At 60.8% G+C, this 26,808-nt stretch carries 29 protein-coding genes; 7 read left to right on the top strand and 22 right to left on the bottom strand.

Annotated elements, in window-relative coordinates:
• Positions 1–114: 114 nt before the first annotated feature.
• The gene (locus N5D22_RS13920; protein ID WP_279658961.1) at positions 115–1,674 is read right to left on the bottom strand and encodes a VOC family protein; all 1,560 of its coding nucleotides are present in this window, start codon (positions 1,672–1,674) and stop codon (positions 115–117) included.
• A 290-nt stretch (positions 1,675–1,964) separates the two neighbouring features.
• On the opposite strand from N5D22_RS13920, the gene N5D22_RS13915 reads away from it, so the two are divergent.
• The 3 genes from N5D22_RS13915 (at position 1,965) to N5D22_RS13905 (ending at position 4,865) form a co-directional block, all read left to right on the top strand.
• Positions 1,965–3,008 (top strand): ABC transporter substrate-binding protein, encoded by a 1,044-nt coding sequence (locus N5D22_RS13915; protein WP_279658960.1) that lies wholly within the window; start codon positions 1,965–1,967, stop codon positions 3,006–3,008.
• Between the two features lie 253 nt (positions 3,009–3,261).
• Positions 3,262–4,050, top strand: coding sequence for an ABC transporter ATP-binding protein (locus N5D22_RS13910; RefSeq protein WP_003520663.1), 789 nt, complete (start codon positions 3,262–3,264; stop codon positions 4,048–4,050).
• Positions 4,047–4,865 (top strand): ABC transporter permease, encoded by an 819-nt coding sequence (locus N5D22_RS13905; protein WP_279658959.1) that lies wholly within the window; start codon positions 4,047–4,049, stop codon positions 4,863–4,865. Before N5D22_RS13910 ends, N5D22_RS13905 begins: the two co-directional genes overlap by 4 nt.
• Before the next feature lie 51 nt (positions 4,866–4,916).
• Here N5D22_RS13905 and N5D22_RS13900 read toward each other — a convergent pair whose 3' ends face one another.
• The 9 genes from N5D22_RS13900 to N5D22_RS13860 form a co-directional block, all read right to left on the bottom strand.
• Entirely contained in the window at positions 4,917–5,603 is a 687-nt protein-coding gene (locus N5D22_RS13900; protein ID WP_279658958.1) for a metal-binding protein ZinT, read from the bottom strand.
• Between the two features lie 167 nt (positions 5,604–5,770).
• The gene (locus N5D22_RS13895; RefSeq protein ID WP_279658957.1) at positions 5,771–6,592 is read right to left on the bottom strand and encodes a mechanosensitive ion channel family protein; all 822 of its coding nucleotides are present in this window, start codon (positions 6,590–6,592) and stop codon (positions 5,771–5,773) included.
• 75 nt (positions 6,593–6,667) lie between these two features.
• Positions 6,668–7,186 carry a tyrosine phosphatase family protein gene (locus N5D22_RS13890; protein ID WP_279658956.1) on the bottom strand — a complete coding sequence of 173 codons (519 nt, stop codon included), beginning with the start codon at positions 7,184–7,186 and terminating at the stop codon, positions 6,668–6,670.
• Positions 7,183–7,806 (bottom strand): HD family hydrolase, encoded by a 624-nt coding sequence (locus N5D22_RS13885; RefSeq protein ID WP_279658955.1) that lies wholly within the window; start codon positions 7,804–7,806, stop codon positions 7,183–7,185. The genes N5D22_RS13890 and N5D22_RS13885 overlap by 4 nt, the downstream gene beginning before the upstream one ends.
• A 2-nt stretch (positions 7,807–7,808) precedes the next feature.
• On the bottom strand, positions 7,809–8,657 hold the full coding sequence (locus N5D22_RS13880) for a folate-binding protein YgfZ (RefSeq protein WP_279658962.1): 849 nt from the start codon (positions 8,655–8,657) through the stop codon (positions 7,809–7,811).
• A gap of 122 nt (positions 8,658–8,779) precedes the next feature.
• Positions 8,780–9,547, bottom strand: a complete 768-nt coding sequence (locus N5D22_RS13875; protein ID WP_279658954.1) for a hypothetical protein — start codon at positions 9,545–9,547, stop codon at positions 8,780–8,782.
• A 14-nt stretch (positions 9,548–9,561) separates the two neighbouring features.
• The gene (locus N5D22_RS13870) at positions 9,562–9,819 is read right to left on the bottom strand and encodes a hypothetical protein (protein ID WP_003501987.1); all 258 of its coding nucleotides are present in this window, start codon (positions 9,817–9,819) and stop codon (positions 9,562–9,564) included.
• 105 nt (positions 9,820–9,924) lie between these two features.
• Entirely contained in the window at positions 9,925–10,362 is a 438-nt protein-coding gene (locus tag N5D22_RS13865; RefSeq protein WP_279658953.1) for a TIGR02301 family protein, read from the bottom strand.
• An 83-nt stretch (positions 10,363–10,445) separates the two neighbouring features.
• On the bottom strand, positions 10,446–10,862 hold the full coding sequence (locus N5D22_RS13860; RefSeq protein WP_279658952.1) for an NUDIX hydrolase: 417 nt from the start codon (positions 10,860–10,862) through the stop codon (positions 10,446–10,448).
• 131 nt (positions 10,863–10,993) lie between these two features.
• Between N5D22_RS13860 and N5D22_RS13855 the strand changes: the two genes are divergently transcribed.
• Positions 10,994–11,317, top strand: coding sequence for a YnfA family protein (locus N5D22_RS13855; protein WP_279658951.1), 324 nt, complete (start codon positions 10,994–10,996; stop codon positions 11,315–11,317).
• 10 nt (positions 11,318–11,327) lie between these two features.
• Complete coding sequence (locus N5D22_RS13850) at positions 11,328–12,089, top strand: SOS response-associated peptidase (RefSeq protein ID WP_279658950.1); 762 nt, start codon at positions 11,328–11,330, stop codon at positions 12,087–12,089.
• A gap of 224 nt (positions 12,090–12,313) precedes the next feature.
• Here N5D22_RS13850 and N5D22_RS13845 read toward each other — a convergent pair whose 3' ends face one another.
• The 6 genes from N5D22_RS13845 to N5D22_RS13820 all read right to left on the bottom strand — a co-directional run bounded on the left by N5D22_RS13845 (position 12,314) and on the right by N5D22_RS13820 (position 20,066).
• Positions 12,314–13,606 (bottom strand): PleD family two-component system response regulator, encoded by a 1,293-nt coding sequence (locus tag N5D22_RS13845; protein ID WP_279658949.1) that lies wholly within the window; start codon positions 13,604–13,606, stop codon positions 12,314–12,316.
• A gap of 394 nt (positions 13,607–14,000) precedes the next feature.
• Positions 14,001–14,132 carry a hypothetical protein gene (locus tag N5D22_RS13840; protein WP_003496883.1) on the bottom strand — a complete coding sequence of 44 codons (132 nt, stop codon included), beginning with the start codon at positions 14,130–14,132 and terminating at the stop codon, positions 14,001–14,003.
• A gap of 171 nt (positions 14,133–14,303) precedes the next feature.
• Positions 14,304–15,173 carry a CDP-diacylglycerol--serine O-phosphatidyltransferase gene (pssA, locus tag N5D22_RS13835; protein ID WP_020009523.1) on the bottom strand — a complete coding sequence of 290 codons (870 nt, stop codon included), beginning with the start codon at positions 15,171–15,173 and terminating at the stop codon, positions 14,304–14,306.
• Between the two features lie 22 nt (positions 15,174–15,195).
• Positions 15,196–15,894: a phosphatidylserine decarboxylase gene (locus N5D22_RS13830; RefSeq protein ID WP_279658948.1), complete on the bottom strand. Its 699-nt coding sequence runs from the start codon at positions 15,892–15,894 to the stop codon at positions 15,196–15,198.
• Between the two features lie 165 nt (positions 15,895–16,059).
• Positions 16,060–17,946, bottom strand: a complete 1,887-nt coding sequence (locus tag N5D22_RS13825; protein ID WP_279658947.1) for an ABC transporter ATP-binding protein/permease — start codon at positions 17,944–17,946, stop codon at positions 16,060–16,062.
• Positions 17,947–18,056: 110 nt separating this feature from the next.
• On the bottom strand, positions 18,057–20,066 hold the full coding sequence (locus tag N5D22_RS13820) for a LysM peptidoglycan-binding domain-containing protein (protein WP_279658946.1): 2,010 nt from the start codon (positions 20,064–20,066) through the stop codon (positions 18,057–18,059).
• 156 nt (positions 20,067–20,222) lie between these two features.
• Here N5D22_RS13820 and N5D22_RS13815 point away from each other — a divergent pair, with 156 nt between their 5' ends.
• Together N5D22_RS13815 and N5D22_RS13810 are read left to right on the top strand one after the other, a co-directional pair.
• The gene (locus tag N5D22_RS13815) at positions 20,223–20,843 is read left to right on the top strand and encodes a TIGR00730 family Rossman fold protein (protein WP_279658945.1); all 621 of its coding nucleotides are present in this window, start codon (positions 20,223–20,225) and stop codon (positions 20,841–20,843) included.
• A 242-nt stretch (positions 20,844–21,085) separates the two neighbouring features.
• Positions 21,086–22,846: a penicillin-binding protein 2 gene (locus N5D22_RS13810; protein WP_279658944.1), complete on the top strand. Its 1,761-nt coding sequence runs from the start codon at positions 21,086–21,088 to the stop codon at positions 22,844–22,846.
• 66 nt (positions 22,847–22,912) lie between these two features.
• Here the strand turns inward: N5D22_RS13810 and rarD are convergent, their stop codons facing one another.
• The 6 genes from rarD to N5D22_RS13780 all read right to left on the bottom strand — a co-directional run bounded on the left by rarD (position 22,913) and on the right by N5D22_RS13780 (position 26,775).
• Positions 22,913–23,821 carry an EamA family transporter RarD gene (gene rarD, locus N5D22_RS13805; RefSeq protein ID WP_279658943.1) on the bottom strand — a complete coding sequence of 303 codons (909 nt, stop codon included), beginning with the start codon at positions 23,819–23,821 and terminating at the stop codon, positions 22,913–22,915.
• Between the two features lie 216 nt (positions 23,822–24,037).
• Entirely contained in the window at positions 24,038–24,994 is a 957-nt protein-coding gene (pip, locus tag N5D22_RS13800) for a prolyl aminopeptidase (protein ID WP_279658942.1), read from the bottom strand.
• On the bottom strand, positions 24,991–25,476 hold the full coding sequence (locus N5D22_RS13795; RefSeq protein WP_279658941.1) for a GFA family protein: 486 nt from the start codon (positions 25,474–25,476) through the stop codon (positions 24,991–24,993). Before N5D22_RS13795 ends, pip begins: the two co-directional genes overlap by 4 nt.
• Positions 25,473–25,937 (bottom strand): GFA family protein, encoded by a 465-nt coding sequence (locus N5D22_RS13790; RefSeq protein ID WP_059752385.1) that lies wholly within the window; start codon positions 25,935–25,937, stop codon positions 25,473–25,475. The genes N5D22_RS13795 and N5D22_RS13790 overlap by 4 nt, the downstream gene beginning before the upstream one ends.
• Positions 25,937–26,410, bottom strand: coding sequence for a GFA family protein (locus tag N5D22_RS13785; protein WP_279658940.1), 474 nt, complete (start codon positions 26,408–26,410; stop codon positions 25,937–25,939). The genes N5D22_RS13790 and N5D22_RS13785 overlap by 1 nt, the downstream gene beginning before the upstream one ends.
• Positions 26,407–26,775, bottom strand: coding sequence for an endonuclease domain-containing protein (locus N5D22_RS13780; RefSeq protein WP_279658939.1), 369 nt, complete (start codon positions 26,773–26,775; stop codon positions 26,407–26,409). The genes N5D22_RS13785 and N5D22_RS13780 overlap by 4 nt, the downstream gene beginning before the upstream one ends.
• Between the last annotated feature and the right edge of the window lie 33 nt (positions 26,776–26,808).

Here is a 26,808-nt window from a genome sequence, read left to right as displayed (position 1 = left end):
CCCTTGCCGGATTTCGGAGAGCTTACCCCCTCATCCGACCCTTCGGGTCACCTTCTCCCCGACGGGGAGAAGAAATTGGCGGCACCGGCTCGGCTTACGCGCATCTATCGAAAATCAGGAAGCAGCCGCCAGCCAGCGCCGCGCCGCTTCGATATCGGCGAGCCCGAGTTCGTGCCCGTCCTCAACCGTTTCCATCTCGGCCGCTGCGCCGTTCGCCGCAAGCCTGGCCTGCAACTCCTGCGCCTTGTCGAGATATTTGTCGCGTTCTCCTGCCACAAGCAGGAGATTGCGGCCGGAAAGATCGGTCTGCGGCCATGTTTCGAGAACCGGCACCGGCCGATAGAGCAGGGCGTCTGCGGCAAGCTCCGGATAGAGCGCGGCAAAGGCTGCATAGAAGTTCGCGCCGTTGGAATGGCCGATAAAGCGCAGCTTCAAAGGGTCAAGCCCATAGGAGCTGATCGCACCCTCCACGAAGGCGGCAAAGGCCTCCGCTTCGGAGACGATATCCTTCTGGTCGAAGCTGAAATCGGCATAACGCCGGAACCAGCGGGCGATGTCTTCCTCCGTGCTGCGGCCGCGCACGCCGAGAAGCGTTGCGCGCGGCGCTGCCCGGTGCGCCAGCGGCATCAGGCTGGTTTCGCTGCCGCCGGAACCGTGCAGCAGGATGATGGTGCTGCCATCCGGCTCCTCGGGCGTGTAGAAACGGTGCACGAAGGGCAGGTCGCGATAGACGATGCGCTCTTCGCCCGGCATTGCAAATTGCGGCAGGGCGACACGCACATCCGCCTCGTCCTTCATGAAGAGCGGCGGGATGAACAGTTTTTCGCCAAGCGATTCCAGCGGTTCGTCCACGGTCATGCCCGGCCCGTCGGTTGCCATTTCGATCAGCACGCCGCCCGGTTCGCGGACATAAAGCGAGTGGAAATATTTGCGGTCATGGGCGTTGGTGGTGCTGGAATTCAGCGATTTCAGCCCGACATGAACCGCGTTCAGCTCATCCATGTCCTTAGCCCGGAAGGCGATATGATCGACGGTGCCGGTGCCCGGCGCGCTCGACCAGAAGCCGGTGGCGTCACGCACGTCGATAATGTCGCCGCTTTCGGAAACGAGCCGGCGGATTGCGTCTGCCTGGCTTTCCTGCCGGTAACCGAAATGTTTCTCCAGAAACGCCACGGTTTCTTCCGGCACTTCGCTCAGCACCGTCGCACCATAGATGCGGCGAATGGCGTCTTCCGCGGAAATATCGGCCGTCACATGCGGCGTGGCATCGGCAAAGGCGTGGGTGCCGACCAGCTTGACGATCAGGCCGTCAGGGTCTTTCAGCCGGATGACCGGAGCGCCGAATTCGTCGGCGGGGCCTTCCGTGCGGATGCCGAATTTCAGCGCCCGCGTCAGCCAGAAGCCGATGGCGGCGGGATCGATGGCCACGGAAATTTCGAGCGTCTGGCCGTAACCGACACGGCCCTGGCCGCCATCTTCCCAGACGAGAAAGGTCAGGAGCGAACCGGGCGAGGCGATGTCATCGCCATAAAGCAGGTGCAGCTGCATGGCGTCTTCGAAACCGGCCGTGCGCTTGGCCAGCCTCAGGCCCAGAAAGCCGGCGTAAAAATCCACATTCGCCTGCACCTTGCGGGTGATCATGGTGATGTGGTGTATGCCCAGTGCAGAATTCATCGCGCCGTCCCGCTGTTTTGCCGGTTATTCGTAGCCCTATTTGTCGCACGCTGCCCCTGATCCGCAACCCCGGCAAATGAGAACGCTGTGTTCTCTGCGTGAACGGAATTTCCCCGTCTTTGTTGCATCGGCTTTAAGCAGAATTCCCGCTTTTTGCCCGTCGTTTGAGCATTTATGCCTTTAAAATAAGCATACAAAATAATGGCTATTTTGTATGCAATTTTATCTTGCCTTGGGGGCTGGAATTGGGTCTTATGCAACCAATCCAACAAAACCATCAGGGGGAATAGATGATCTTAACGCGCAGGTTGTTGTCCAGAACTCTGGCTATCGCCGCCATCGGCGCCTGTGCCGGTTTTTCGCTGCCCGCGGTCGAAGCCCGGGCCGAAACGCCGGTAAAATTCACGCTCGACTGGAAGTTCGAAGGCCCCGCCGCCGGCTTCCTGCTGGCGCTCGACAAGGGTTACTTCAAGGCCGAGGGCCTCGATGTCACCATCGATAGCGGCAATGGCTCGGTGGAAGCCATTCCGCGCGTGGCGACCGGCGCCTACCAGATGGGTTTCGGTGACATCAACTCGGTGATGAAGTTCCTGGATGAAGATCCGAGCCAGAAGATCAAGGCCGTTTATATGGTCTATGAGCGTCCGACTTTCGCCGTCGTCGGCCGCAAGTCGCTCGGTGTCACCGGCGAACCGAAGTCGCTGGAAGGCAAGAAGCTCGGCGCGCCGCCGCCGGATGGCGCTTTTGCGCAATGGCCCGCCTTCAAGCAGGTTGCAGGTCTCGATGACAGCAAGGTCAAGATCGAATCGGTCGGTTTTCCGGTGCGTGAACCGATGCTGGCCAAGGGCGATGTCGACGCCGTTTTCGGCTTTGCCTTTTCGGTGATCCTCAACCTCAAGAAACAGGGTATCGCCGATGACGATATCTCGACCATCCTGATGGCCGAGCACGGCTTGAATCTCTATGGCAATGCGGTGCTGGTAAACACTGATTTCGCAGAGAAAAACCCGGATGCCGTGAAGGGTTTCCTGAAAGCGCTGGCCAAGGGTTTCGCCGATTCCGTCAAAAACCCGGAAGAGGGCGTGGCGGCCGTACTCAAGCGCAACGAGACGCTCGACAGCGCCATCGAACTGGAGCGTCTCAACATGGCCAACAGCATGAATATCAAGACGCCCTATGTGGTGGAAAACGGCATGGGCGGCGTCGATCCGGCCCGGCTTTCCGCCTCCATCGAGACGCTGAAAGTTTCCCTCGGCCTGAAGGGCAACGTCAAGGCGGAGCAGGTGTTCGATGCGACCTATCTGCCGGCCATGGAAGAACGTATGCTCCCCTGATTGGGATAGCCGTTGCGGATAGAGCGAGCGGGCGCCGCAAATTTCTTCTCCCCGCCGGGGAGAAGGTCGCGGCAGCGGGATGAGGGGGCAAGGGTGCGGTCTATCGCTGACGTTGCCCCCTCATCCGACCCTTCGGGCCACCTTCTCCCCGGCGGGGAGAAGAAACAAGCAGCGACGCCGGGCGTAAGCGATTGCCTCGAAATTGAGGCGAGGATGATGGGGCCGCGGGCGCGCGCCAAAATAGGGAACAGCAATGTCACATCTCGTGGAAATAGACAGTGTGGACATGCGCTATGGCGGCTCCGCCGGCACGCTGGCCGTATCCGGCCTGAACCTGACGGTCGACAAGGGCGAATTCGCGGCCGTGGTCGGCCCCTCCGGCTGCGGCAAGTCGACCCTGATGAAGCTGGTGACGGGACTGCATATTCCGCAGAAGGGCAATGTCATCGTTGCCGGGCGGCAGGTCACGGAGCCGGTTTCCATTGTCGGCATGGCGTTTCAGAACCCGACGATGCTGCCCTGGCGCACCACACTTGAGAACATCCTGCTGCCGCTGGAGATCGTCGAGAAACATCGCCGTCGCCTTCGCGCCCACAAGGCGGAATATGTCGCGAAAGCCGAGCGCCTGCTGGAAATCGTCGGCCTGAAGGGGTTCGGTTCGAAGTATCCCTGGCAGCTTTCCGGCGGCATGCAGCAGCGCGCCAATCTCTGCCGGGCCTTGATCCACGAGCCGGAACTGCTGATGCTGGACGAGCCTTTCGGCGCGCTCGACGCCTTCACCCGCGAGGAATTATGGTGCGTGATCCGCGACCTGCACGCCGCGCAGCGCGTCACCATCATCCTCGTGACCCATGATCTGCGCGAGGCGACATTTCTGGCCGACAAGATTTTCGTGATGAGCGCAAGGCCGGGCCGGGTGCTGGCGGAACATCGCGTTCCCTTCGCCCGCCCGCGCCAGCTCGATATCATGTATGACAAGGGTTTCAACGACATGGTGCAGGAACTGCATGGCGAGATCGCCCAGGCGAGGGTAGCGGCATGAGCGTGATCGTGGAAGGCGCCGTTGCGGCCGAGCCGCGCAAGCCGCTGATTGCCCGCGTCAACTGGGTGAAAGCCGCCCCCTGGCTTTATACGCTGGCGCTTTTCGTGTTGTGGGAACTGCTCGTCTATGCGCTGAAAATGCCGCCCACCATTCTGCCGTCACCGGTAAGGGTCGGGCAGGCCATCGTGCAATATTGGTCGCCGATCTGGAAGAATTCGCTGCAGACGCTTTATACGACGACGCTGGGTTTCGCCATTGCGGTGGCCGCCGGCCTCGCCATCGGCCTGTTCATCGGCTGGTCAAAAACCATCTATGCCGGGCTTTATCCGCTGATGATCGGCTTTAACGCCATCCCGAAAGTGGCGCTGGTGCCAATCCTCGTCATCTGGTTCGGCATCGGCACGGTGCCTGCCGTGTTGACCGCCTTCCTGATCTCTTTCTTCCCCATCGTCGTCAACGTCGCGACCGGCCTTGCCACTATCGAGCCGGAAACCGAGGACGTGCTGCGGGCGCTCGGTGCGAAGAAAATGGACATCATGCTGAAGGTCGGCATTCCGCGTTCCATGCCCTATTTCTTCGGTTCTCTGAAAATCGCCATCACGCTCGCCTTCGTCGGCTCGGTCGTGTCGGAGACGGTCGCCTCCAATTACGGCCTCGGCAATATGATGAGTTCGGCGCAGAGCCAGTTCAACGTGCCGCTCGTCTTTGCCGGCCTGCTGATGCTCGCGGTGGAAGGCATCGTCATGTATGCGATCATGGCCTGGCTTGAAAAGCGCATGACCGGCTGGGCGCATCGCTCCACCATGGGGCAATAGGAATGCAGCACGGGCATGAAGAATATGCCCGTGCTGGAATGTCGTGCGAAGTTAATGCGCCGCCATTTCTTTCACGACATCTGCGCCGTCCATCAGGAACGGGTAATAGGTCGGCCAATTGGTCACTTCGTCCAGCAGCGCCTTGCGGTCATTGCCCCAATAGAGATGGTAATGGCCCGCCTTGACCGGGGCGATGGAGTGATCGCTGAACTGGATGAATTGTGGTGCCGCCTCGTCGCCGCCGGCTTTCTTGAAGATGTAGCGGACACCACGATTGCCCTTCTTGTAGGTCAGGATTTCATGGCCGTCGCTGACATAGGTGCCTTCAGCGGGCTTGCCGTCCTTATAAAACGCTACGCTGTCGCTCTTGATGACGATGCGGTTCACATCGGTCTTGTAACCGATTTCGTAATAGGCGCGGTATTCCGCCGCGCTCTTGTCGCCATGCGCCGCCTTTTCGGCCATGACGGAATCCAGCGAGCCGTTCAGCAGATAGGGATAGACCGACTGCCAGTCGCCTTCCCAGTCGGAAAGCGTGCGCGTCTTCACCTGCGCATCCTCGAAATAACCCTTGTAGATCTGCTTTTCAGCCTCGGTCATCTGGTGGCCGTGATCGTGCCCATGGTCGTGGCTGTGGGCTGCGGATTTGTCGCCGCCGGCAGCCATTGCCGTCGTAGCCGCCAGCAGCATGGAACCAAGTGCGACGGCGCCGGTGACGCGGGTAAGTATCTTCTGCATTTGTTTCGGCCCTCTCATATCGACGAAGATAGTCACGTAATAACATTACGTATTGATCTATAGAGGCCGCATTTGTGGGATGCAAGTGCGCGCTCCAGCATGGCGCAACGAAAAAGCGCGATGGCTGCTGCAGCCACCGCGCTTGAAAAGAGGGGAGACGTGAGGTCTCAGGCAGGCTGGGCGTTCACTTCGGCCTTGCGTTCGTCAAAGGCCAGTTTCATGGCTTTCGTTACGTCGCGGGTTGTCGCAAAATAACTGTCGCTGCGCACCCAATAACGCAATTTGACGGTGGCGCTGTCGGCGCTGATCGAATCGACGAAGGTGATGGGCGCGGGATCCAGCAAGACCCGGCTTTCCGAACGGATGACTTTCATCAGCATATCCTGCGCGGCCGTCAGATCCTCGTCGTTTTTCACCGTCAGGCTCAACTCGTGACGGCGCGAAGGAAAGCGGCTGTAATTGGTGATCGGCACGTTCCAAAGGGTGGAGTTGGGCGCGAGACGATAGAGACCATCGCGGGTCTTCAGCTCGGTGGCAAACAGCCCGATTTCGATCACCGTGCCGCTGACCGTGCTGGTCTCGATATATTCACCGACCCGGAAGGGCCGCAGCACCAGAAGCATGATGCCGGCGGCGATGTTCTGCAGCGTGCCCTGCAGCGCAAGGCCTATGGCGAGACCGGCAGCGCCAAGGGCGGCGAGAATGGAGGCCGTCTGCACCCCGAACTGGCCAAGCACCATGACCAGCACCAGAATGAGCACCACATAGCGGATGGCGCCCGCAAAGAAACCGGCGAGCGTCGTGTCGAAGCCGCGAATGCGCGACAGGCCCTGAAAGGCCCAGCGTTGCAGGAAGGTGGCGGCCAGCCAGCCGAGGACCAGCAGCAGCAGCGCACCAACCACCGAGAAGGAATATTGCACCGCAAGCGCGCTCGCCTGCTGCAACGCCGCCTGCGATGCGACGATGATATCCGTTGCCTGTTGTTCCATGAATTATCCCGTGATTTTCATTGCTCTTCAGGGTTGGTAACGACTGGACGCCGTGAGGGTTCCGCCAAAACGGCCTCAGCCCCCAAGCGGCAGCACGAAGGGCACATTACCATCCGTATCCGCGCCCCTGCCGATTTTTTTGATCGCCGCCACCAGCCTGCCCTCGCGCCCGAGCAGACGGTCGCCGATGGCGATGATGCGGGCATTCGGCGTGGCATAGGGCGAGACGGCGCGCAGGCGCAGCGCAAGTTCCATCTCATCCTGATCGGGATAAAGGCTGAGCGCGGCGATGACGGCGGCGGCGGGCGAGCGCGAAACGCCCATCCAGCAATGGATGAGCAGCGGCGCGGACTGGTCCCATTGCCGGGCGAAATCGATCAGCTTCAGTACATGGGCATCGTCTGGCGCGATGAGATCGGCAGTGCCCTTGAATGCGATGTCGTTCATGGCGAGCGTCAGATGCCGGTCTGCGGCAATGACGGCGGGGCGGTGAAAGGACTGCTCTTTGGCGATCAGCGTCACCATTTCGCGGGCCTTGTGTTTGACGGCCATCTCCGCGATCCGCGACAGCGGCGATACGACAATGGCCGTCATGCCGCGCTCCCCGTCTTGACCGCACGCATCGCCTCGATGGCTTCGAAACGTTCGATGAACTGCTTTTGCGCTTCGGTTGAGGGCAGGGGCGTGATGTCGAACATGTCACGGGTAATGCCGCGCGGCAGGCCGAAGAATTTCTGCGCCTCGGCGGTGGAAAAACCGGCAAGCTCCGTCGCCTCGAAAAAGGCGGCGACCGTATCGGCCTTCTTGATCCGGTCCTTCAATTCGCGCGATGCATGCGGCGGCAGGCCGAACCGCAGGTGCACGGCGGCCTCCAGCCGTTTTTCCACGGTCTTGTAACCGCCGCCGACCACGGATTTGAACGGCGAGATCATGTCGCCGATGACATATTCCGGCGCATCGTGCAGAAGCGCCATCTGCATGTCATCAGGCGTCGCGCTTGTGCACATGCGGCAGAAGATGGTCTCGACGATGAGGCAATGCTGGGCGACGGAAAAGGCGTGGTCGCCGCGTGTCTGGCCGTTCCAGCGGGCGACACGGGCAAGGCCGTGGGCGATATCGGCGATTTCCACATCGAGCGGCGAAGGATCGAGCAGATCGAGCCGCCGGCCGGACAGCATGCGCTGCCAGGCGCGCGGGCTTTTTGCGGGGGCCACTCTTAATCCTCCGCCCGCGCCGCCGGATCGGCCGCCGGGAAGGAAAGGCCGCTCCAGGCCGGCAGGGCCACGGTCACGGGAACAGTCGCCGCCAGAAGCGGCGTGCCGGATGCAAGCGCATCGGCAATACGGTCGATCCGAACGATGGCAAGCGCCCTGTCGCCGCAAACGGTTCCGAGCGTGCCGACCGGTTTTCCATCGGCGGTAATCTCCGTGCCGCTGGCGGGCAACGCGCCTTCGGCCGAAACGGTGACGACGCGGCGTCTCGCCGTGCCGCGATGCTTCATGCGCGAGACGACTTCCTGGCCGACAAAGCAGCCCTTTTTGAAGGAAACGCCGTCATTCACATCCATCAGCACATCATGGGGAAACGCATCCTGCAGCGCGTAATCCCGAACGGATTCGGCGATGCCATGCTCGATACGGAGCGCATCATAGGCGGCCGCGTCGCCAGAGGCGGATGCGCCCGCCACCCGGAAGAGATCGACATCCGCCTTGGCGAAGCGGCTGTCCCTGACGCCTGCTTCCGGCGCGGTCTCGTTCCAGAAAACGCTCACGCCTTCGACCGTTTCCGGTTTGAGGTCGACCGGCGCGCGCAGCTTGTACATGGTCAGGCGGCGCAGCAGCGTCTCCTGTTCAGCAGCGCCCGTCTCGATCAGAAAATCCGTGCCGTCGCGCGAGATGAGGAAATCGAACAGGATTTTGCCCTGCGGCGTCAGCAACGCGCTTGCACGCGCTTCGCCTTCCGGCAGATTTTCAACATCTGTGGTGATGAGGTTGTTCAGAAATTCCTCGGCGCCGGTGCCGGAAACCCGGATCAGGCGGCGGTCGGCAAGAAGGGCGGAAGGCATGGCGTCACCGTTCGGTTCGTCGAGACTATGCGGATAACAGGCAAGGTGCAAACGCACTTGCCGGAATGCTCATTCCGCACAGTTAGGATTTTTGCCAGAGAACGGCAAGCACCGCGATGCGATCAATCGCCGGCGGTGAAGAACTTCCACTTGCCGTCGGGTGAAATGCCGACGCGGTAAAAGCTGTAATTGCCATATTCCTGCATATCCGCCAGATCGCCCGCCGTGATGATGCGCAGAAGCTCCACCTTTTCCGGCGGCGTCAGCGTATTCAGCGGTTTTCCGGCGAAATAGGGGAAAACATAGGCTTCGTCAGGCGTGCCGGCGTCGATATGGGCATAACCGGTCGACAGCAGGTCGATGATGATCGCCAGCACTTCCAGCCCGTCGGGATCGCCGGAATAGCTTTTCAGCGCTGCGATCGGGTCTTCGCTGTCATTGCCGTCGATGCGGAACTGGTTCTGCCCGGCGGCGATGAAGGGCCGCAGCTTTTCAATATCGCCTGACGCGGCGGCATCGATGATCTGCTGGCGCAGCTTGCGCACGGGCTCCGGCGCCTTGGAAATATCGTGCTCGATCACAGCCGACATTTCCGGAGCATTGTCCGGTTTGGCGGATTGCTGGTTCGCCTGGCCGGCGGAACGGTCCACCAGCGGGTCGGGCAGGGGAATGCCTTCCGAATCGCCTTCCATCGCGTCCGGCTCCACAGGCTGGGCCTGCTGCTGCTCGCCGCCATTCTGCGCCTGCGGTTCGCTTTCGGAATTCTGCGCCGGCTTCAGCTCGGAAAGGGCAAAGGCACGACCCGGTAGGCCAACTTGGCCGGCGGTCAGGGCAAGCAGGATGGACAGCAGGGCGGAAGAGCGCAAAAGCCCCTTGCTCAGGCAAGACATGATAGACTCCGGCTTTACTGTATCACCCGCTGCGGTGAAAACTCGCCCTGAAGCATGCGCTGGCGCAGCGATTCCAGCATTGCTTCAGCGCCGGCCTCGCCATGGATACGGATGGTTTCGCGCATGGCCAGAGCAATGGCGGCATCGGCGATGATCTCCGGCTCGATGCCGTCGGCCATGCCGTCAGCCCATGCCTCGTTCTGGTGTTCCAGAGCGACCTGCATCTTTTCATGCACGATCATATCGTCGATTTCGTTACGGCTTGTCTGCATCTTTCATCCTCGACAGGGCGGGCAAGTCCTTACCACCCTGTTAACAACACTAGCAGCCTTTTATCAAAACGGCACGGCCTGCGGCGAAAAGAGGTTAATAATCCTCTAATTTCCGAACCTGGACGCGATTTCCTGCGCGAGTGTTGCCCCTTCGTTACGGTAGTTCTCTTCTGCCATGATGGCGGCGCGGGTGCAACTGGTGTGGATGGCCGCAAAGGAGCGGTATCCACGGTTGAATGCAGCCGTCATGCGCTGACGTCGTTCGGGTTCGTTGGCCGTGTCCGCAGCCAGGAGATCGCTCATCGAGCTACGCCAGTCCTCCGGTCCGGAGGAGGGGCACAGCGTTCTCAGATATTGCACAGCCCCCAATATTTCCGACAGCCGAGCCAGCTTGTCGTCATAAGGCGCCGGTTTGGGCGGCGTCGCTTCCGGCGGACGTGCCTCCGAAGCGGGTTTTGAAGGCTGCGCGTGGGCGATGCCTTCTGGCCCTGCTGCTGCCAGCATGCTCAAAAAAAGAGACAGGAAAATGGTTGGCCTGATCAAAATTCTATTCTGCCCCACACATACTCGTGAACATCCGGCGGGCGGATATGTTCTAAATAATAGCGATTCTGGCCGGCTGGCAATCATGCAAGCAGGCGTTCGGCACATTCGACGACGCTCTCGGGCGCCGGCAGGCGGCGGATTTCCGCCAACGTATACCAGCCCGCATCCGCCGCGTCGTCGCCGACAGTCACGAGCGGATCGGCATCGGTTTCGACGGTGAAGACGGACAGGAAATAATGGCTCGTCAGCACCCCTTCCGCGTCGCGCGACGGCAGGTCATAGGTCGCAAATAGCTGCGGTTTGCGTGCGACGATGCCGGTTTCCTCGTGCAGCTCGCGTAGCGCCGTTTCGGCGGGCGTTTCGCCGTCTTCGCCACGCCCGCCCGGAAAGGCGAACATGTCCTTCGAGGGCGGGTTGATGCGGCGCACGAGAAGCAGCCGGTTTCCGTTCCTGACGATGGCGGAGGAGGCGGGGCGGGGCTTGATACGCAGGGTCATGAATGGTTTCGCTTGTTTCAGCCGGGTTGGGCCTGTCTATAATGATACCGTGATCTGGAAAATCGATTCCGGTTCCGGGCCCGATAGCATAGTCCGGAACTGGCGCGATTGTGCATGCTAAAGACGGTGGAATGAAGGTTTATCTTATCTACGTATTGGCGGCCCTTGCCGAAATCGCCGGCTGTTTTTCCTTCTGGGCCTGGCTGAAGCTCGGCAAGACGGGGTGGATATTGCTGCCCGGCATGCTGGCGCTGGCCGCTTTTGCATGGCTTCTGACGCTGGCGCCGACGGAAGCGGCGGGCAGGGCCTATGCCGCCTATGGCGGGATTTATATCGCCGCCTCGCTTTTCTGGCTCTGGGCGGTGGAAGGGCATGCGCCGGACAAGTGGGATATCGCCGGCGGTGTTGTCTGCCTTGCCGGCACCGCCGTTATCCTGTTCGGACCAAGGGGTTGAGGAGAACGCCATGTGCGGACGTTTTGTGCTGAAGGCGACGCCGGAAGAGATCGCCGATTATCTCGATCTGATCGGCCTTGAGGATTTTCCCGCCCGCTTCAACATTGCGCCGACACAGCCCGTATTGGTCGTGATGGAGGGCGAGCGGCAGGAGCGCGGCAGCAACCTGCCCAATCGCCGGGCCGTGCTGGTCCGCTGGGGTTTCCTGCCCGGCTGGGTGAAGGACCCGAAGGATTTTCCGCTACTCATCAATGCGCGGTCGGAAACCGCCATCGGCAAGGCCTCCTTCCGCGCCGCCATGCGCCATCGCCGCGTCCTCGTTCCGGCAACCGGCTTTTACGAATGGCGACGCCCGCCGAAGGAGGAGGGCGGCAAACCGCAGCCCTATTTCATCCGCCCGAAAAGCGGCGGCATCGTCGCCTTCGCCGGTCTCATGGAAACCTGGTCTTCCGCCGACGGTTCGGAGGTCGATACCGGCGCGATCCTCACTACCGCCGCCAATGCCGCAATCGGCCGTATTCACGATCGCATGCCTGTTGTCATCGCGCCCGAGGATTTCAGCCGCTGGCTGGATTGCAAGACCCAGGAGCCGCGCGAGGTCGCCGATCTGATGCGGCCGGTTCAGGATGATTTTTTCGAGATGATCCCGGTCTCGGACAGGGTCAACAAGGTCGCCAATGTCGGCGCGGATCTCATCGAGCCGGTGCCGGAAAGTGCGCCGCTGGCGAAGGTCAGGCCGGCGAAGGACGAGGGGCAGATGTCGCTGTTCTGACGAATGGTCTGCGCATTTGCGTGTAGTCGTTTGAACTGGGGGTCGCCGCATATTTCTTCTCCCCGCCGGGGAGAAGATGGCCCGAAGGGTCAGATGAGGGGGCTACGGAACAGATATGCGGCGAGCTTGCTCCCTCATCCCGCTGCCGCGACCTTCTCCCCGGCGGGGAGAAGAAACAAGCGGCACGCGCTCGATCCCACACAAGACTATCTTGTTCAGAAAACTCAGCCGTTCCGCCCGATCTTCTGCAGGCCTTCCTGGATCATGATGTCGGAATAAACGCGGTTACGGCCATTCGCCTTGGCGAGGTAAAGCAGCTGGTCCGCCGCATTCAGCTGGTTGTCGAAGGGCTCGCCCTTTTCGATCTCCACCACGCCGAGCGAAATCGTCAGCGCCAGACTGCTGCCGCTCAGCTGACGGCCGTTCTTTTCCACGTTTCCGCGCAGTTCTTCGCAGAATTCATAGGCGGCCTGGGCATCGAGCCCGCGCAGGAAGACGGCAAACTCTTCCCCACCGAGGCGCGCAGGAATATGGCGTTGTTCACCGCACATATCATGCAGCAGTTCGGCCAGTTTTTTCAGCGCCCTGTCGCCGGCGTCGTGCCCCAGCGTATCGTTGATCTTCTTGAAATGATCGATGTCGAGAATGGCGACCGCACCGCTTTCGTCATTGCCGTTGATGACGTCCATCAGCGCGCGGGTGCGCTCGAAGAAGGAGCGGCGGTTTGGCAGGCCGGTCAGGTGATCACGCTCCGCCAGTTCCCGCAGGCGCTTCAACTGCTTCAGTGTCTCGATATTATTGTCGATGCGACACTGCAATTCCTCGGGCACGAAGGGACGGTAGACGAAATCCGAAGCGCCCGCCTTGAGGAAGCTCGCCGAAAGCAGGCGGTCCGTCGAGGAGGATATGCCGATCACGCGCAAATCTTCGGATGAGCGGCTGTCGCGGATGCGCCGTGTCAGCTCGTAACCATCCATGTCGGGCATGTGGTAATCGGTGATGACGAGCTGGATCGTCGGATCCTGCGAGAGTATTTCCAGCGCCTGCTTGCCCGAATGGGCCTCGCTGACCCTGAAATTCTGCCGTTCCAGTATTTCAACGAGACCGGAACGCGCCGTCCGCACGTCATCGACCACCAGAACGGAAAAGAGCTTGTTGCTCAGGATGCGGTCGACCGTCCTGACCACGGCGTCGACGGTGCGATGGCCGTCCTTGACGATGTAGTCGATGATCTTCTTTTCGGCGTAACGCTTGCGCGCCTCCTCGTCCGCCGTGGCGGTGAAAACGATGGCCGGTACCTTGTGCTCGGATAAAAGTGCCAGAATCTCACCCTTCGGCGCGTCGGGCAGGTTGAGCCCCGTCAGCGCCAGCGTGAAACTATGGGCCTGCATGAGGGCGTCGGCCGCTGCCATGCTGTCGCAATGGACGACATCTGCTTCCGTTTCTTCCGAAAGCCGCGTCTTCAGCAGCATGGAAAGAGCAACGGAATCTTCAATCAGAAGGATTTTATCCTGCATGGCCGTTCCCAAGCCCCCCTGGCCTGTCTTCACAAACATTCTTCCCTCAACACCGAATATTCGCCGTCCGCGTGTCTGCGGATTCGAAAGCCGGCTTATGCATTGTTGTGGAAAAAAATGCGGAATAGAAAAGTTCTTTTGTATTCACTAATCTATACGTCGGTGTTCGTATAGCCTTCTTGTGGAAGGCAGGCTTTTTACTACATTTTCGTTGCAGCTTCGTTACAGAAGGCTGATGATTGTGTGAATAACTGACAATCCGTAGTATCGCGCACCGTCGGACGCAAAAAACGGCGCCTGGAAAAGGCGCCGTGTCAGCGTTGATCCGGTGCCCGGAAATTTCCGTCTTCTGGTAAACCGAAAGACCAGGTTAAATCAAAAAAAGTGAATAGTTTCAGGCTGTTTTGGCGGCGGGCTTGCGCTTCAGCATCAGGGCTGCGGCCGCAACGGCCTTCAGTCCGAGCGGGCGGTAGTGGCTGTTGAGGTCGGGCTTCGCCTGCGGCTGCGCCTTCGTCTCGTTCGTCATCTTTCTCTCTCCACAATTCACGCCAATCGCCGTTGCGATGCGTGTGAGCCACTTCTTTCGCGGCTAATCTTGACGGATTCGAGGCGGAAAAAAAGAAGCCGGCTTTTCGGGCTGCGACATTTTGCGTCACATTCCGCGCCGGCTTCTGTGAGAAAAAATAAACCTGCGGTTTTAAATACCGCGATCGAGGCCGTTGCCGCCGTTTGCGTCATCATGCGCGTCTTCCTCGATGGTCAGCGTGCCGTAACGGCGGTGCCAGAGGCGGGCGCTGATGGGAATGAAGACGAGATAGGCGGCGACCGTCAGAACCAGAACTTCCCAGGTGAAGCTCATCAGCATTGCCACATAAAGCACAACGACGAGGATCATCGGCAGAACCAGATCGCGACGGATGCGGCTGGTGCCCGATTTTCCCGACCAGACCGGCAGGCGGCTGATGAGGAGATAACCGATCAGGACCGTATAGGCGGCGGCGACATAAGCGAAGGGCTTGTCCGGCTCAACGCCGAGGAAGCCGAGATAGACGGGAAGAAGCACCAGCATGGCGCCCATCGGGGCGGGCACGCCGACGAAGAACTCATTCTGCCAGGGCGCCTTCACCGGCCGCTCGATCATGACGTTGAAGCGCGCCAGGCGCAGGCCGGCGGCGATGACATAGATGAGGGCGGCGATCCAGCCGATGGAGCGCGCCTGGTCGAGAAGGTAGGCATAGACCACGAGGGCAGGGGCAACGCCGAAATTGACGATATCGGCGAGCGAATCCATCTGCTCGCCGAATTTGGACGTCGCTTTCATCATGCGGGCGATACGTCCGTCTATACCGTCGAGGAAGGCGGCGAGCAGCACCATGCCGACGGCCAGCTCGAAGCGGCCCTCGATGGCGAGGCGCACGCCGCTCAGGCCCGCACAGATGGCCAGAACGGTGATGAGATTGGGAACGACGAGGCGAAAGGGGATCTCCCTCAGCCGCGGTCCACGGCCGCTGTCGCTGCGGCCCTCGGGTTTGCCGTTCTGTTGCGGCTCGGCGATCGGCGTTTCCATGCGCATGCCCTTCCTGTTTCCGTCAGCCGCGGCGGCTGACGACCGGGCCCTTGGCGGAGCCGAATTCGGCAAGCACGGTTTCACCGGCAACCGCCGTCTGGCCGACCGATACACGCGGCTCGAAACCTGCGGGAAGGAAGATATCGAGGCGCGAACCGAAGCGGATAAGACCGAAACGCTCACCGGCATCGACTGGTTCATTCGGCTTCACCCAGCAGACGATGCGGCGGGCGACCATGCCGGCGATCTGCACCACGCCGACCTTGCCATGCGTGGTTTCAATGACGAGGCCGTTGCGCTCATTGTCTTCGGAAGCCTTGTCGACTTCGGCATTGAGGAAGAGGCCGGGGCGGTAAGCGACATTGACGATGCGGCCGCGCACCGGCGAGCGGTTCACATGGCAGTTGAACACGTTCATGAACACGGAGATGCGCACCAGCGGCTCCTTGCCGAGTTCCAGCTCCAGCGGCGGAACGACGCTCTGCACGGCGGAAACTTTGCCATCGGCGGGGCTGATGATGAGGTCGTCATCCTGTGGCGTCACGCGCTCGGGGTCGCGGAAGAAATAGGCGCACCAGGCGGTCAGCACCAGACCGACCCAGAAGAGCGGTTCGGAAATCCAGCCGAGCACCAGCGATGCGACGAAGAAGGCCGCCACGAAGACATAACCTTCCTTGTGGATCGGTACGATGGTGTTGCGAATGGTGTCGAACAGATTCATGAGATTCCTTGCTCCGGTTTCCGTCTGTCGCGTCTATATGTTGTCGTGATACGACACGATCCATACGGCAATGCGACAAATTTTGCCTAGCTGGTTACAGCCAAACGCCCCGCGCGGCAATGGCCCGCCGGGGCTGCCACCCCGGTTCCCCGGGGTTTATGCCTGTCAATGCGCCGGTTCGCCGCGGTCCACCACGCCGAGATCGTCGGTTTCGCGAACATGGCGCAACATCTCTTCCGCCCGGATCGCTTCGCGCTGGCGGCTCCACATCGAGGCGTAGAGACCGTTCTGCGCCATCAGCGAAGCGTGGGTGCCGCGCTCGGCGATCAGCCCTTCTTTCAGCACGATGATCTCATCCGCGCCGATGACCGTGGAAAGGCGGTGGGCGATGACCAGCGTCGTGCGGTTTTTCGAGACGATATCGAGCGCGCTCTGGATTTCCTGTTCCGTATGGGTGTCGAGCGCCGAGGTCGCCTCGTCGAGAATGAGGATCGGCGGGGCTTTCAGGATGGTCCGGGCGATTGCCACGCGCTGTTTTTCACCGCCGGAAAGTTTCAGGCCGCGTTCGCCGACCATGGTGGCGTAACCCTCCGGCAGCTTGCCGATGAAGGCGCTGATCTGCGCCGCATCCGCCGCCGCCCTCAGCTCCTCGTCAGTGGCTAAGGGACGGCCATAACGGATGTTATAGGCGAGCGTGTCGTTGAACAGCACCGTATCCTGCGGCACCATGCCGATCACCGAGCGCAGGCTCTTCTGCGTCACGTCGCGAATGTCCTGCCCGTCGACGGTGACGGAACCTTCCTGAATATCGTAGAAGCGATAGAGCAGCCGCGAGATCGTCGATTTTCCCGCACCCGAAGGGCCGACGATGGCCACCGTCTTGCCCGCCGGCACATCGAAGGAAACCCCCTTCAGGATCGGCCTTTCGGGGTCATAGGCGAAATGCACGTCGCGGAAGGAGATGGCGCCGGGTCCGGCGCCAAGCGGTTTTGCATCCGGCTTGTCGGTAACTTCGGCCTCGACCTCCAGAAGATCGAACATCTGTTCGATGTCGGTCAGGCCCTGGCGGATTTCGCGATAGACAAAACCGATGAAATTGAGCGGCACCGAAAGCTGCAGCAGCAGCGCATTGACGAAGACGAAATCGCCGATGGTCTGTTCGCCGCGCTGAACGGCGAGCGCCGACATTACCATCATGACGGTGGAGCCAATGCCGAAGATCACGCCCTGGCCGAAGTTCAGCCAGCCGAGCGAGGTCCAGATCGAGATCGCCGATTTTTCGTAACGCTCCATGGCGACGTCGAAACGCCGCGCCTCCATCTCCTCATTGCCGAAATATTTGACGGTCTCGAAGTTGAGCAGCGAGTCGATTGCCTTGGTATTGGCGTCGGTGTCGCTGTCATTCATGGCGCGGCGGATGCCGATACGCCAGTTGCTGGCACGCACGGTGAACCAGATATAGGCCCAGACGGTGATGACCGTGACCAGCACATAGGAAAAACCGTAGGAGGCCCAGAAGATGATCGCCGTCAGCAGAAACTCGATGAAGGTCGGCGCGGTGTTGAGAATGGTGAAGCGGACAATGGTTTCGATGCCCTTGGTGCCGCGCTCGATGACCCGCGATAGCCCGCCGGTCTTGCGCTCCAGATGGAACCGCAAAGAAAGCCGGTGCATGTGCACGAAGGTCCTGTAGGCGAGCTGGCGCACCGCATGCTGGCCGACGCTGGCAAACAGGGAGTCGCGCAGCTGGTTCAGCCCCACCTGGATCAGCCGCGTCAGATTATAGGCGATGACAAGCGCGACGGCGCCGAGCAGGAAGGCCGGAACCAGCCCCGCCATGTCCAGCCGGCCGTTCAGCGCATCGGTCGCCCATTTGAAGAAATAGGGAACCGCGATCAGCACCAGCTTGGCGACAACGAGGAATATCGTCGCCCACACCACCCGCATCTTCAGGTCCCAGCGGCCTTCCGGCCACATATAAGGCCAGAGATTGATCAGCGTCTGGGTGGGATTGCTGGAATCCGCCGAAATGGTTTTTGTCTTCGTGGCCATCATTCTCTCCGGTCACTGCCGGAAGCCGACAGCAGGACGGCGGCTCTGGTCAAGCCGCCGCGCGTGTCACAGATAGGACCGTCGCAGGTTCACCGCAACGTATCAAATGCTCAGGAGCGGCCCTTCAGCCGATTGCGGTGAAGTTCCTCCGCATTCGGCAGGGCTTCTTTCGGCACGCCGAAAATCTGGCCGGGCTCGATCAGGTCAGGGTTCTTGATCTGGTCCTCATTGGCGAGATAGATCGTCGTATAACGCACGCCCTGACCATAAACGCGGCGGGAAATCTGCCACAGCGTATCGCCGCGGCGGATGATGACGCTGTTCTGGCTTTCGGCGAGCGGCGCCTGCTCGAAGGTCTGTGGACCGACCGGCGCCTGCGGCGCGGGAGCGGGCGGCGCCGTAATGTGGAGTTCGGCCAGCCGGCTTGCCAGCGAAGCGATGCCCTTGCCGATTGCCGCCACGTCGTTCGGCCATGCCTCGACCGATGTCAGCAGCTGTCGCGCCTTGGCGGCGATATCGCCGGCAAAGGCGGTGAAGGCGGGTTCGGTTGCGGCTGCGGTACGGAATTCCGAAAGCGACTTGAGGCCGATCACCACCGCGGAGCGGCCGGCAATGGCCTGGTCGAGCGCCGGCGTCGCCTGATCCTTGTAGAGATTGGTGAGGATGCCGAAGGCCTTGGCGACATCGTTGCGGAGCTTTTCGAAAGCGGCGCGGTCGCTTGCCGTGCTCTGGTTTTCAGCCGGTGCCGCGGTCGACGATGATGAGGCGGACGGTGCCTGCATGGCGACGGTCGCCTGATCGGTCTGCGGCCGCTCGAAGGGAACGCGCACGCGCACTTTCGCCGTGCCGTCGGCATTCAGTTCCTCGACGGTGATGATATGGCTGCCGACGGCCAGATCGACGTCGCCTTCGATGACGAAATGGCCGGAAGCTTCCGTCGTGCTCTTGCCGATTTCCCTGTCATCGACCAGTGCACGCACCGTCGAACCGGCGGGTGCGGAACCCGCGACGAAAATCTTCGATCCCTCGAATTCGACGGCGGTAACCTGAACGCTCGATGTGAGCGGAGCGCCGGGGGCTGCGCTGGCGGCGGACGGAGCCGCTGCGCCGGCCGCAGCGTTGGCGCTGGTCTCGGATGTCGCCGCCGGCTGCTGCGCTTGTGTGTCCTGCGGCTTCAGCGCCGGAGGCGCGGCCTCCGGCATGGCCAGCACGCGGCTTGCCTTGCCGGGTTTGGAAACCATGGCGAGGAGCTCGCCCGCCTTGCCGTCAGGCACGGAAACGGTCGCCACTTCTTCGGACTGCGTCGCCTTGCCGTTGGCATCGGTCGAACGCAATACCAGCTGATGGTCGCCGGGCGGCAGGGGATTGTCGAAAACGGCGGCGAAATCGCCGGTGCCGTCGATATTGGTCTGGGCGATCACCTTGCCGTTGCTGAGGATTTCGAGCTTTGCGCCGGGCTGCGCCTTGCCGGCGATCACGGCCGAACCGTCGGGCTCGACGCGCAGCACGTCGAAGGTCGGCGCGCCGGGCGTCGTCTGGGCGGCATCACCGCTTGCGGGTGCGGCGGCGGGCTCCGCCGGTTTCGGCGCACCGTCGTCAGTGCCGGCGAAGACACCCGCCAGACGGCGAACCTGGGCCGCCGCGGCTGCGGCGCTGTCGGGCAGGCCGCGCAGGAACGCCGTGGTGCGCTCGGCTGCCGTGCGCGCCGTGGTGATCAGCCGCGAGGTGGTTTCGTCCAGTGTCTCGGGAATGTCGATATTGGTCAGTTCCTTCAGCGAAGCTTCCACTTTCTTGCGGGCTGTCGCGAAATCGGCGTCGGACGGAACCTTGCTGTCGGCGAAAAGACCCGAGAGGTCCTTGATCGATTGGGTTGCGGAAGCCGCCAGACGGCCGACCTTGTCGGCAATATTGGCGGTCTCCTCGGCCGCATCGGTGAGGATATCGCCGGCCTTGTCGCCGCCCATCTCAACGCTGTTCTTCACGGCGTTGCCCGCCTCGTTGATGGCGTCGCCGATCGGTTTGCCGTCATTGGAAATCCGCGGCAGGACGAAAAAGATCATGAGCAGGGATGCAATCCCCAACACGATCAGCGCCAGCAAACCGGCCTTATTGTTTTTCATCCTGGAATCTCCGGGTATTTCAAGCTTTTCACACGAGTTGAGATTGCTAGCGTCTTACCATGCGCCAGACAAGCGGCGAGTGGGCAAAAGGCCATATTTGCAAGGGATTTCCCAAATTTTCTTGACGTGTCGCATCTCGCATAGTTCCTTCCCCTCATGACGGACAAAAATACAACGATTCGATCCATCTGCGTTTATTGCGGTTCCCAGCCCGGACGCGATCCGGCTCATATGGAAGCCGGCCGTGCGCTTGGGAAATCCATTGCCGAAAACGGCATTCGCCTCGTTTATGGCGGCGGCACCAAGGGCATCATGGGCGCAGTCGCCAGCGGCGTTCTTTCCAATGGCGGCGAAGTGACCGGCATCATACCGGAATTTCTGGTCGATATGGAGGCAACGCGCCATTCTCTCGGACAATTGAACGAACTCGTCATCACCAAGGACATGCACGAGCGCAAACATATGATGTTCGAGCGCTCGGATGCCTTCGTGACTCTGCCGGGCGGTGTCGGCACGCTGGAAGAGATTGTCGAGATCATGACCTGGGCGCAGCTTGGCCGTCACGCCAAGCCGATGGTCTTCGCCAATATCAACGGCTTCTGGAACCCGATGCTGGAACTGGTGCAGCACATGCGCGATCAGGGCTTCATCCACCGCGCCCATCTTCTCAACCCGCTGGTCGTCGACGAGGTGAAGGACATCGTGCCCGCCATCATCGAGCGGGCGCTGGCGCAGCAGAACCCTGAGGGCGATCCTTCGGTAATATCCCGGCTGTAGTTCATGTCGCCCCAGCGTGGGCGGCGGTTTCGGGGTAACGATCTCCATCACTCAGCAAAAGAGCGTTAACGAAGCGCCATGCGGTTCGTTATAGTTTTAAGTGTATATTAATACAGATTTAACTGCGGCGTTGCTCCGCCCGCTCTTTTCATGGCCCCGTGACCGATCCTGTGCCAGCGTCAACAAGGCGTTGGTTGACCGCGAAATTTGTTTCGCCGCCAAGAGCGTGGGTGTTATCGGAAATGATTGCTTTTGTGATGCGGCTCAAGAGCCGGGCGCATTTCATTGTCAAAAGAAATTCCCTGCGGGGCAGGGAGGTCATCATGGGGTCCGCCACCCGTCGCAGGGTGGATGCGAAAACGAGACTCGGGATCATAATCGCCGTCTTCGTCGTCTTTTATGTCGCCGTTGCCGCGCGTCTTGTTCAATATGGCCTCGTCGAACCGGAGATTACCGCCTGGATCAACCCCGGCGTGACGGCGGTGGCCTCCCGGCCCGATATTGTCGACCGTAATGGCAGGTTGCTGGCGACCGATCTCAACATGGTGTCGCTTTACGCGGACCCGCGCAGGATCGTGGACGCCGACGAAGTTGTCGAAAAGCTTGCAACCGTCATCCCCAACCTCGATTGGCGCGAGACGCACCGCAGATTGCGGCTGGACAGCGGGTTCCAGTGGCTGCGGCGTCAGCTGACGCCCCGGCAGCAGGCGGATATTTTGAACCTTGGCATACCCGGCATCGGCTTCCGGCCGGAAAAGCGGCGGTTTTACCCGGGCGGCCCCACGGCCTCGCATATCGTCGGCCATGTCAATGTCGACAATCAGGGGCTTGCCGGCATGGAGCGTTATCTCGACCAGCAGGGGCTGGCCGATCTGCGTGCGACCGGTCTTGCGAGCGGCGTGGCCCTGGAGCCGGTAAGACTGTCCATCGATCTGCGGGTGCAGAACGCCGTCCGCGAAATCGTCGTGAAGGCGAAAAACGACTATCAGGCGGAAGCGGCGGGTGCGGTCATCGTGGATGTGGAGACGGGCGAGGTGCTGGCCATGGCGTCGGTACCCGACTACGATCCGAACCAGCCGTCCCGTACCCTTGCCGATGGCAGCATCGACAGGGAGTATGAAAAAGGCTGGTTCAACCGGATGAGCAATGCGACTTTCGAGATGGGCTCCACCTTCAAGAGCTTCACCCTTGCCATGGGGCTGGATGCGGGTGCGATCACGCTCAATTCGATCGTCGATGCATCGCGGCCGATCCGCATGGGCGGCTTCACCATCAAGGATTTCTGGGGCCGGAACCGTCCGCTTTCCATCCCGGAAGTGTTTCAATACTCATCCAACATCGGCACGGCCGCCGTCGCCGACATGGTCGGTATCGAAGGCCACCAGCAGTTTCTGACGAAACTCGGGCTTTTGTCGCGCATGGAAACCGAAATGCCCGGTGTGGCCACGCCCACCCAGCCGGCGACATGGAAGAAGATCAATTCCGTCACCATTTCCTTCGGGCACGGCATCGCCACCACCCCGTTGCAGACGGCGGTGGCCGCCGCGGCGCTCGTCAATGGCGGAAACCTGATTTCGCCAACCTTCCTGTCGCGCTCCAAGGAAGACGCCGCGGCGATTTCCCGCGCCGTCATCAAGGGGAAGACAAGCACCGACATGCGTTATCTTTTCAACTGGAACGGCATAAAGGGCTCCGGCAGGCGCGCGCAGGTCGATGGATTCCATGTCGGCGGCAAGACGGGAACGGCCGACAAGGTCATCAACGGCCGCTATGCCAAGGATATCAATTTCAACACTTTCGTTGCCGCTTTTCCGATGCACAGGCCGCGATATGTCGTGCTGTCGATGATCGACGCCCCAAAGACGGGCGAGAACGGCGGGCGCACGGCGGCCTCCACTGCAGCGCCGATGATCCGCGAAATCGTCGCCCGGACGGCCGCACTTCTCGGCGTCAAGCCGCGTTTCGGTTACGAAGCGGACCCGCAGCTGCTGATGGATTATTGACTTCAGATTCCCTCATTCCTGTGACAAGCACAGGAATGAGGGATGGAGATAGCACGACGCCGCAATTTACCGCTTGAGCCGCATCAGGCTTGAGCCGGTATAGATCGCCAGCGCGATCCAGATCATCGCAAAGGCCGCCATCCGCACCATGTCGAAAGGCTCCTTGAAGATAAAGATGGCGATCAGGAAGATCATCGTCGGCGCGATATATTGCATGATGCCGATGGTCGACAGCCGCAGCAGCTTTGCGCCGTTGCCGTAGAGGATGAGCGGAACCGCGGTGACCACGCCGCTTGCCGCCAGAAGCCAGGTATCGGCGGAACTGCCGCCCATGAAATGCGCCTGTCCGCTGAAGGCGAGCCAGATCATGACCAGCACGGCGGGAATGGACAAAAGCATGACTTCCAGCAGGAAGCCCTGTGTCGCGCCGATCGGCAATGTCTTGCGGAAAAAGGCGTAAAAACCCCAGGACACGGTGAGCGCGATGGACACCCATGGCAGGCTGCCCGCGTGCCAGGTGAGGATGGCCACCGCCAGCGCCACAAGGCCGATGGCGGCGATCTGCGCCGGATAAAGCTTTTCCTTGAGAAGCACGGCGCCGAGGAAGATGCTGAACAGCGGATTGATGAAATAACCGAGTGCGGCATCAAGCGCGCGGCCCGCGCCGATCGCCCAGATATAGACGCCCCAGTTGATGCTGATGAGAGCCGCCGTCAGGCTCGCCATGGCCAGCATTTTCGGGGTTTTCAGCGCCGTGCGGATTTCCGCCGTGCGTCCGAGTGCGATCAGCACGACCGCCGCGATCGGCACCGACCAGATGACGCGATGGACGATGACCTCAATCGGCGAAATATGCGCAACCGCCTTCATGTAAAAGGGAAGAAAGCCCCACAGCAGATAAGCGGAAAGCGCGAAAGCAAAACCGCGCGCGCTGTCGCCGCCCTCCTGGGCCGGGAGCGATTTGTCGAGTGCCATGGGGAGTACCGCCAATTGTTCGGATGGCGTTTTATAACGGATCGCCACAGTGGCGGCCAATTCATTTCCGTGAAGGGTTCATGAGAAAAACTGCATGAATAAAAGGCGCGCTGCCCTTGAAATGGGCTGCCCCGCGACGGGAGGAAATGATTCACGCAGGAAACCCTGCATGAATCATTGTCTTATCCGGCCATTGCAAGGTGATGAAATAATAGGTTATTTCCCGGCAAAACGGTCGTTGGCGCGGATCAGTTGGTCAAGAATGCCCGGCTCGCTCATCGCGTGTCCGGCCGCCTCGATGATATGGAAATCCGCTCTCGGCCAGGCCTTGGCCAGCTGCCAGGCATATTTCAGCGGGCAGGGCATATCGTAGCGCCCGTGCACGATAACACCGGTAATATCCCTGAGCCTGCCGGCATCGCGCAGCAATTGCCCTTCCTCCAGCCAGCCGCCATTGACGAAGAAATGGTTCTCGATGCGGGCGAAAGCGATGGCGTATTTATCCTCGCCGAAATCCTCGACACGGTCGGCATCGGTAACAAGCGCGATGGTCGCGCCTTCCCACTGGCTCCAGGCCTTGGCGCATTCCAGCTTCTTTGCCTCGTCGGCGCCGGTGAGATAGCGGTTATAGGCCTGCATCATCTCACCGCGCTCGGCTTCGGGAATGGGTGCGATGAAGTTCTCCCAGCGGTCGGGATACATTTCGGAAACGCCGAACTGGTAATACCAGTCCAGCTCCGGCCTCGTGACGGTGTAAATGCCGCGCAGTACCAGCTCGCTGACGCGCTCGGGATGGGTTTCGGCATAAGCGAGCGCCAGCGTCGAGCCCCAGGAGCCGCCGAAAACCAGCCATTTTTCGAAGCCGCAGAGTTCGCGCAGCCTTTCGATATCGGCAACGAGATGCCATGTGGTATTGGCTTCAAGCTCCGCATGCGGCGTGGAGCGGCCGCAGCCGCGCTGATCGAACAGGATGACGTCGTAAAGGGCGGGATCGAAGACGCGGCGATGCGTGGGGTTCACCCCGCCGCCGGGGCCGCCATGCAGGAAAACCGCCGGTTTTCCACCGCGCGTGCCCACCCTTTCCCAATAGATCGTGTGGCCGTCGCCGACATCGAGCATGCCGGTCTCGAAGGGTTCGATCTCGGGGTAAAAGCCGCGCAATTCTTCGGTCATGGGTCATCGTCCTTCGCTGGCCATTCGGCCGTATCATGGTCCGGGTGCTGTCGGTTGTTCACCCGAGGGGGAGGGTTATCCGTTGCAGGTTCCGGCTCCACCGGCAAGTCATCGAGTGCGCCGAACCAATGCATCTTGCCGGCGAGATTGGATTGCGCCTCGGGCCTTACCCGCTGCGGCTCATCCAGCGAACCGAGGGTGACATTGATGAAATCGGCGCCCTGCATGTCGTAGAACAGGGGCGTGCCGCATCGGCCGCAGAAGCCGCGACGCACGTGATCGGAGGACTGGAACCACGCCGCTTCGCCACGGGTCATTTCAAACTGCGTAAGCGTACTTGCGGCAAGCGGCATGAAATAATTGCCCGATGCCTTCTGGCACATGCGGCAATGGCACAGATGCGGATAACGAAGATCGCCCCCTATCCGGTAACGCACCGCGCCGCACTGGCATCCGCCGCTGAAACCCTCGGGCCCGCTCATGCGCGCTCGTCTTCCGGCGGCCAGACCTGCGTATCGTGATCCGGGTGCTGATAGGAGGTGATCTCCGCCTCGTCCACGCCCTGTTCCACGGCCGGCTTGCCGAACAGCTGCTCGATCCACGGCATGCGCTTATGGAAATTGACCTGCACCTGCGGCTCGATCCGCTCCGGCTCATCGAAAGCGCCGATGGCGATCTCCACGCCGCCGGGATAATGATAGGTCAGCGGCGTGCCGCATTTGTTGCAGAAACCGCGATGGATTTTTGCCGAGGAGCGGAAGAGGGCAGGCTGGCCGCGTGTCCAGGTCAGATGCGCCTGATCGGCGCTGACCAGCGCGCCGAAGAAATTGCCGAAATGTTTCTGGCACATGCGGCAATGGCAGATGGAGGCCCGGCCGAGCTTGCCCGCATGGAAACGCACGGCGCCGCACTGGCAACCGCCGGAAAATCCTGCTTCGCTCATCATCTGTTCTCCGGTGGCCAGTTTTCAGTGTCGTGGTCGGGATGCTGGTAGGAAACGAGATCGGCGAGGTAATCCACCTGCGTCAGGTCGTCTTCGGTGGCAACGGCAGGCAGCGTGTGAAGCGTGTCGACGAAACCGATCTTGCGCTCCACGCCCCACTGAATGGTCGGCGGCAATGCGGCGGGATCGTCGAAGGCCCCGGCCGCCACCGCCACACCGTCAGGCGCCTCATAGGTGAGCGGCGTTCCGCATTCGGGGCAGAAACCGCGCTTGACGACGCTCGATGACTGGAAGCGTTTCGGCTCTCCCCGGGTCCATTCGAATGCCACGCCGCGCACCGAAACCAGCGGCGCGTAATAGGCCCCGAAAGCCTTCTGGCACATGCGGCAATGGCATATGGAACTGTCTTTCAGCTCTCCGAAGGCGCGAAAACGGATCGCGCCGCACTGGCATCCGCCGGTATATGTCGTCATGGTCGGTCCTCCTTCACCGTTCGGATAATGTGGAGACAGACATTGTCGATGTCTCTGAGGATATCCTCGTTCCAGAAACGGAGGACTGTCCAGCCGTCTTCCTGAAGCCGCGCAGTTCTTGCCTGATCGTAGCGCAGTGCCGCTTCAGATGTGTGTTGAGAACCGTCGACCTCAACAATCAGACGATGATCCGAACAGGCGAAATCAACAATAAAGCCGGCAATCGGCATTTGTCTGCGAAAACTTAGTCGTTCAAGGCGATGAGCGCGAATGGCATTCCAGAGCTTCAGCTCGGCATCCGTCATGACTTTACGCATCTGCTTCGCATATTTGCGATGCATCGGATCTACGTTTGCATGCGGCATGATTTGGCTCGCTGTTTAGTACCTCAACTAAGA

Origin of the sequence: Agrobacterium sp. GD03872 (assembly GCF_029840625.1) — a bacterium.
Classification (GTDB): Bacteria; Pseudomonadota; Alphaproteobacteria; order Rhizobiales; family Rhizobiaceae; genus Agrobacterium; species Agrobacterium fabrum_A.
This window is presented reverse-complemented; position numbering and strand designations above follow the sequence as displayed.

Excerpts from the sequence above, each read along its gene's own strand:
- N5D22_RS13920 (WP_279658961.1), bottom strand. The coding sequence starts at position 1,674 with ATGAATTCTGCACTGGGCATACACCACATCACCATGATCACCCGCAAG.
- N5D22_RS13915 (WP_279658960.1), top strand. The coding sequence starts at position 1,965 with ATGATCTTAACGCGCAGGTTGTTGTCCAGAACTCTGGCTATCGCCGCC.
- N5D22_RS13910 (WP_003520663.1), top strand. The coding sequence starts at position 3,262 with ATGTCACATCTCGTGGAAATAGACAGTGTGGACATGCGCTATGGCGGC.
- N5D22_RS13905 (WP_279658959.1), top strand. The coding sequence starts at position 4,047 with ATGAGCGTGATCGTGGAAGGCGCCGTTGCGGCCGAGCCGCGCAAGCCG.
- N5D22_RS13900 (WP_279658958.1), bottom strand. The coding sequence starts at position 5,603 with ATGCAGAAGATACTTACCCGCGTCACCGGCGCCGTCGCACTTGGTTCC.
- N5D22_RS13895 (WP_279658957.1), bottom strand. The coding sequence starts at position 6,592 with ATGGAACAACAGGCAACGGATATCATCGTCGCATCGCAGGCGGCGTTG.
- N5D22_RS13890 (WP_279658956.1), bottom strand. The coding sequence starts at position 7,186 with ATGACGGCCATTGTCGTATCGCCGCTGTCGCGGATCGCGGAGATGGCC.
- N5D22_RS13880 (WP_279658962.1), bottom strand. The coding sequence starts at position 8,657 with ATGCCTTCCGCCCTTCTTGCCGACCGCCGCCTGATCCGGGTTTCCGGC.
- N5D22_RS13875 (WP_279658954.1), bottom strand. The coding sequence starts at position 9,547 with ATGTCTTGCCTGAGCAAGGGGCTTTTGCGCTCTTCCGCCCTGCTGTCC.
- N5D22_RS13870 (WP_003501987.1), bottom strand. The coding sequence starts at position 9,819 with ATGCAGACAAGCCGTAACGAAATCGACGATATGATCGTGCATGAAAAG.
- N5D22_RS13860 (WP_279658952.1), bottom strand. The coding sequence starts at position 10,862 with ATGACCCTGCGTATCAAGCCCCGCCCCGCCTCCTCCGCCATCGTCAGG.
- N5D22_RS13855 (WP_279658951.1), top strand. The coding sequence starts at position 10,994 with ATGAAGGTTTATCTTATCTACGTATTGGCGGCCCTTGCCGAAATCGCC.
- N5D22_RS13850 (WP_279658950.1), top strand. The coding sequence starts at position 11,328 with ATGTGCGGACGTTTTGTGCTGAAGGCGACGCCGGAAGAGATCGCCGAT.
- N5D22_RS13845 (WP_279658949.1), bottom strand. The coding sequence starts at position 13,606 with ATGCAGGATAAAATCCTTCTGATTGAAGATTCCGTTGCTCTTTCCATG.
- N5D22_RS13840 (WP_003496883.1), bottom strand. The coding sequence starts at position 14,132 with ATGACGAACGAGACGAAGGCGCAGCCGCAGGCGAAGCCCGACCTCAAC.
- pssA (WP_020009523.1), bottom strand. The coding sequence starts at position 15,173 with ATGGAAACGCCGATCGCCGAGCCGCAACAGAACGGCAAACCCGAGGGC.
- N5D22_RS13830 (WP_279658948.1), bottom strand. The coding sequence starts at position 15,894 with ATGAATCTGTTCGACACCATTCGCAACACCATCGTACCGATCCACAAG.
- N5D22_RS13825 (WP_279658947.1), bottom strand. The coding sequence starts at position 17,946 with ATGGCCACGAAGACAAAAACCATTTCGGCGGATTCCAGCAATCCCACC.
- N5D22_RS13820 (WP_279658946.1), bottom strand. The coding sequence starts at position 20,066 with ATGAAAAACAATAAGGCCGGTTTGCTGGCGCTGATCGTGTTGGGGATT.
- N5D22_RS13815 (WP_279658945.1), top strand. The coding sequence starts at position 20,223 with ATGACGGACAAAAATACAACGATTCGATCCATCTGCGTTTATTGCGGT.
- N5D22_RS13810 (WP_279658944.1), top strand. The coding sequence starts at position 21,086 with ATGATTGCTTTTGTGATGCGGCTCAAGAGCCGGGCGCATTTCATTGTC.
- rarD (WP_279658943.1), bottom strand. The coding sequence starts at position 23,821 with ATGGCACTCGACAAATCGCTCCCGGCCCAGGAGGGCGGCGACAGCGCG.
- pip (WP_279658942.1), bottom strand. The coding sequence starts at position 24,994 with ATGACCGAAGAATTGCGCGGCTTTTACCCCGAGATCGAACCCTTCGAG.
- N5D22_RS13795 (WP_279658941.1), bottom strand. The coding sequence starts at position 25,476 with ATGAGCGGGCCCGAGGGTTTCAGCGGCGGATGCCAGTGCGGCGCGGTG.
- N5D22_RS13790 (WP_059752385.1), bottom strand. The coding sequence starts at position 25,937 with ATGAGCGAAGCAGGATTTTCCGGCGGTTGCCAGTGCGGCGCCGTGCGT.
- N5D22_RS13785 (WP_279658940.1), bottom strand. The coding sequence starts at position 26,410 with ATGACGACATATACCGGCGGATGCCAGTGCGGCGCGATCCGTTTTCGC.
- N5D22_RS13780 (WP_279658939.1), bottom strand. The coding sequence starts at position 26,775 with ATGCCGCATGCAAACGTAGATCCGATGCATCGCAAATATGCGAAGCAG.